The sequence below is a fragment of the Heliomicrobium gestii genome (assembly GCF_009877435.1).
GTDB lineage: Bacteria > Bacillota > Desulfitobacteriia > Heliobacteriales > Heliobacteriaceae > Heliomicrobium > Heliomicrobium gestii.
Genome location: NZ_WXEX01000029.1, coordinates 1 through 4,509 on the forward strand (window position 1 = coordinate 1; position 4,509 = coordinate 4,509).

At 52.9% G+C, this 4,509-nt stretch carries 3 protein-coding genes; all 3 read left to right on the plus strand.

Annotated features, from left to right (window positions below; translation table 11 throughout):
• Positions 1-135 precede the first annotated feature (135 nt).
• The 3 genes from GTO89_RS16790 (at position 136) to GTO89_RS16800 (ending at position 4,258) form a co-directional block, all read left to right on the plus strand.
• Positions 136-1,440, plus strand: a complete 1,305-nt coding sequence (locus tag GTO89_RS16790) for a magnesium transporter (protein ID WP_161263244.1) — start codon at positions 136-138, stop codon at positions 1,438-1,440.
• Positions 1,428-2,690, plus strand: a complete 1,263-nt coding sequence (locus GTO89_RS16795) for an Nramp family divalent metal transporter (RefSeq protein ID WP_161263245.1) — start codon at positions 1,428-1,430, stop codon at positions 2,688-2,690. Before GTO89_RS16790 ends, GTO89_RS16795 begins: the two co-directional genes overlap by 13 nt.
• Before the next feature lie 161 nt (positions 2,691-2,851).
• The gene (locus GTO89_RS16800) at positions 2,852-4,258 is read left to right on the plus strand and encodes a hypothetical protein (protein ID WP_161263246.1); all 1,407 of its coding nucleotides are present in this window, start codon (positions 2,852-2,854) and stop codon (positions 4,256-4,258) included.
• The last annotated feature ends 251 nt before the right edge of the window (positions 4,259-4,509 follow it).

Sequence of the window (4,509 nt, forward strand, 5' to 3'; positions counted from 1 at the left end):
TTAAACTGCACTCATTGATTAGGAACGATGAAAGGGGGTGGGGAATATGGATGCTGGTCCTTGTGATAAACCGAGTCGATCATGCCCCACAATAGACAATCTGAGGGGCCAGAATCCAGTAAAGGAGGGAAAAAGATGAGCGCAATTACCGTTTTGGGCGAATTTTACTTCAGTCAAGTGTTGGGGAAGCCCATCTATGACATACGGGGAAAAAGGGTCGGCCGTGTCCGCGACTTGACCATCCAGTGGAATGGCCAATTGCCTCAGGTGACTGGCATCAAGTTCAACAAGGAAAGCCAAGTCCTGATTCCGACAACCTTGCTGTCGCAGTGGGATGCGAAGGGGTTGTATCTTACTTGTGAATGTACGGCTGCTGTCACGGTTCAACTGAGACCAGATGAGATCTACATCGGCAAGTGGCTCTTGGACAAACAGATCATCGATTTAAAGGGTTCCCGACTGGTGCGGGTGAATGACATCACCTTGTCCTGGGTATCAAGGGGCACAGAAAAGCGGATCCTGTTGATGGCTGTGGATATCGGATTTCGCGGTCTTATGCGCCGGTTGGGCATGGAGCGGATCGTCCAAAATGTCGACAACCGGTTGCTCGGCTGGCAATATATCAATCCGCTGGAAAACCGGAACTCGAGCCTGCATTTAAATCAGGAGAAACAACTGCTCAGTCAACTCCATCCGGCCGATATTGCCGATATCTTGGAAGAGTTGGACTACCATAAGCGAGCCCACTTGATGGGGAGACTTGATTCTGAGCAAGCAGTGGAAGCGCTTCGGGAGATGGAACTGGACACCCAGGTGGAGATTATCAACCGCATGGATGCCCAACAGGCCTCCGATATTCTGGAAGAGATGGCGCCTGATGATGCCGCTGATATTCTTGCGGAACTGCCGGAAGAGAAGTCGCGCGGTCTTTTAGACCTGATGGAAACCGAGGGCGCCCAAGATGTTCAGGAACTGATGGAGTATGCCGAGGGCACTGCCGGTTCACTGATGACGACGGAGTATATCGAACTGCCGCTCTCGATCACGGCCGATGAAGCGATCCGGCGTCTGCGCGAACTGGCCCGGACGGCCGAGACGATTTATTACCTCTACGTGACGGATGAGCAGGAGATCCTGCAGGGCGTATTTTCCTTGCGGGAATTGATTTTGGCGGAGCCGTCGTCCATCCTTTGCGATGTGATGAACCGGGGCGTTGTGGCCGTGAATCATGACGATGATCGTGTCACCGTCGCCGAGACGATCAACAAATACGGCCTCCTGGCCTTGCCTGTCGTTGATGAAAGCCGAAAAATGCTGGGGATCATCACTGTGGATGACGTGCTCGACGAACTGATGGCGGAACGGGGACGGGCGAGTCTATTTTCGCTGTTTACGGTGCGACGCCGCTCCGAAAGGAGGATGGAGTCATGGAAGCAGTAAAAGGGTTTAAAACACGGGCGTTGCTCATTATGTCGGTGATGGGGCCTGGCATCATTACCGCCTTTGCCGACAACGACGCCGGCGGCATCGCCACCTACGCAGCAGCGGGGGCCAAGTACGGCTTTCAAATGGTCTTCATCATGCTCGTCAGCACGATCTGTCTCGCCATAGCCCAAGAGATCTCCGCCCGAACCGGTGCGGTTACGGGCAGAGGATTATCGGATCTCATTCGCGAGCAGTATGGCGTCAAGTGGACCTTTTTTGCCATGGTCGTGTTGCTGTTGGCAAATCTCGGCACAACGGCCTCGGAGTTCTCGGGCATCGCCACGAGTTTTGAGATTCTCGGGGTCAGCAAATTCGTTTCCGTTCCGCTCGCGGCCTTGCTCATCTGGTGGTTGGTGCTGAAAGCGGATTACGAGAAAATTGAAAAGGTGTTCCTCTTTCTCTGTGTCACTTTTTTTAGTTACATCATCTCCGGGATCATCGTCCATCCGGACTGGAACCACGTGGTCCGTGAATCCCTGACGCCCTCATTTTCGAGCGATCCCGATTTTATTTTGATGGCCATTGGGGTGATCGGCACCACCATTACGCCGTGGGGACAGTTTTATGTGCAGGCGTCGGTTGTTGACAAAGGGATCACGGCGAAGGAATTCTCGATCACGCGATGGGATGTGCTTATCGGGTCCTTCTTTACGGGATTGATCGCCTTTTTTATCATCCTGGCGACAGCAGTGACCTTGTTTGCCAATCAGATCTCCATTGAAACGGCGAAGGATGCGGCCCTGGCGCTGCAGCCCTTGGCTGGCAATAAGGCGTCGCTGCTCTTTGCCGGGGGGCTCCTGGGCGCTTCGGTGCTCGCCGCCTTTATTCTGCCCTTAAGCTCGGCCTACGCCGTCTGTGAGGCCTTTGGGTTCGAACTGGGTATCAGCAAGACCTATAATGAAGCCCCTGTGTTTTTCGGTCTTTATACCCTGTTGATTTTCCTGGGCGCTGCCATGGTGCTCTGGCCAGGGCTCTCGTTATATCATGTCATGTTGCTCTCCCAGGTGGTTAACGGCATTCTCCTGCCGCCAATCCTCATCTTCATGGTCCTTCTCGCCAGCAATCGAAACATCATGGGGGAGCACGTTAACTCGAAGGGCTATAACCTGATCGCCTGGTTGTTTACGGTTCTGCTCATCTTGTTGACCCTATTGCTGTTGCTTTCATCATTGGCGCCCGATTTGACGCAACAACTCCTCAGTTAATGCATGTCGAGTGTTAAATAAAACAAGCCGATGCGCCTGTTCCGGGGTGCAGCGGCTTGTTTTGATCTGTTTTTTAATGGAACTCTATTCCATATTCAGGGGAGGATCTGCTACTATTGAGATAACTTCAGCAACGGCTGCAATCAATGGGGGATGGGTTGATGAAGCAACATCTTTCTATACTGCAGGAAACCATCCTGCTCAATGAGGAAGATATCCAGTCTTTAAAAAGATACATACAGGGAAAGTTCCCCCATGCTTCGTCTCGAGAACGCGCCTTAGTGTTGTCAGATGCGGTCCATCGCGCCCTGGACGGAAAAATTCCGCTCTTTCCCCAGGCCACTCGGATGCAAATCCGGCGCAAACTGATGGAGGATGCGGTGACGCGCACGTCCTTTGTCATCGATGCCGGAGACGTTTTTTGGGTTTGTTTAAACGAAGCGCTCCCTTTTGAGCAAACCATCGACGCGCTCTGGTTGTGGTTTAACCGGGAGTTGGCGATCGACCTATCGCGTCGAGAATTGTGGAGCCTCGCCTGTTCGATTCGCGAAAAGATTTCAAGGGAGAATCTTTCGAATTTTGAAGGTTTATTGCACAGTTTGACAGGAACGGATGGTTCCGCTGATTCTTCGGGGAACAGAACCGCTTCCAACCGAAATGCCCCCGTTTCGGCCGCTGCCGTTACCACAACGGCGACTTCTTCTGGATTGTCCACGCCTGTCGTGGCATCGTCGTGGGCTGTCACGCCGGCTTCTGTTTCCGTTCAAGTGCCCACCGTGACGGTGGCGGCCGCTAAGGCGCCGAACTCTGCCACAGGATCGCCGCCTCTCGCTGCGCCCCCTTCTGCTGTCCTGTCACCGCTGAAGATCGCGTCGTCCGGCGATAGAACAAGTCTCCAGAAGGCGCGCCGGTTGAGTCAACCGGTGCAGGAAAAGTGGAAATGGACTCCCTACGTAGCGGCATGCCTTGTTATGATCGTGCTTTCCCTATCTATCCACTTTCGCTCGATTCCCTCCGGCGTGGATACCGCTTTGCCTGGTGTGGCGTCAGCCGGTGAAAAGGCGGAAGCGGTCACACCAACCATTCAAATGGCGCCGGAGTTGACGCCTGAACAGGAGAGAGGCGGCAATGAACTGCCCCCATCATTGCGCTACTGCGCCGTGCGGGAGGATGAACTGCGCCAGTGGCTCGATCAACGTGACTCCCTGTTAGCGGAAGAACCCTATTTTTCGGTCATCCTGCAGACGGCGAAGGAATATGATATTCACCCCTTATTCCTCTTTGCCATTACCGGACAAGAGCAGGGATTTGTTCCCCGGACGGAAAAAGAGGCGCGTAGGATCGCCAATAATCCCTTCAATGTGTATCGGAGTTGGAGAAAATACAACACCCATATTCGGGACGCCGCCGAGATTGCTGCTGTGACGATTGTTTCCCTAAGCAAAGATAGGCCGGAGGGCGTCGATCCCGTCGCCTGGCTGAACAAGCAGTATTCAGAGGACAAGCAATGGCACAAGGGGGTGAAGAGCCTCTTTTCGGCCCTGATGCGTGAAGTGGGAGAAAAATGAGAGGGGATGCAATTGTGACAATCAGTAAAATGTTGGTGATGAGCTGATGTTCCGTCTATTTGCATTGACATCACAGCCCGTTTGTGATATAAATTATCTCTGTTACGGTCTTGTCGAACTTTGCCTTATGCAGACGTGAACATTGTAATAAACGTTTGCGGGTAAGCCCGTAAAGAAACCAAAATTTACTGGTTGATGTTTCGGTAAAGACGTGATATTATGTAATTCCGTCGCCGGTCAGGCGATGGTGG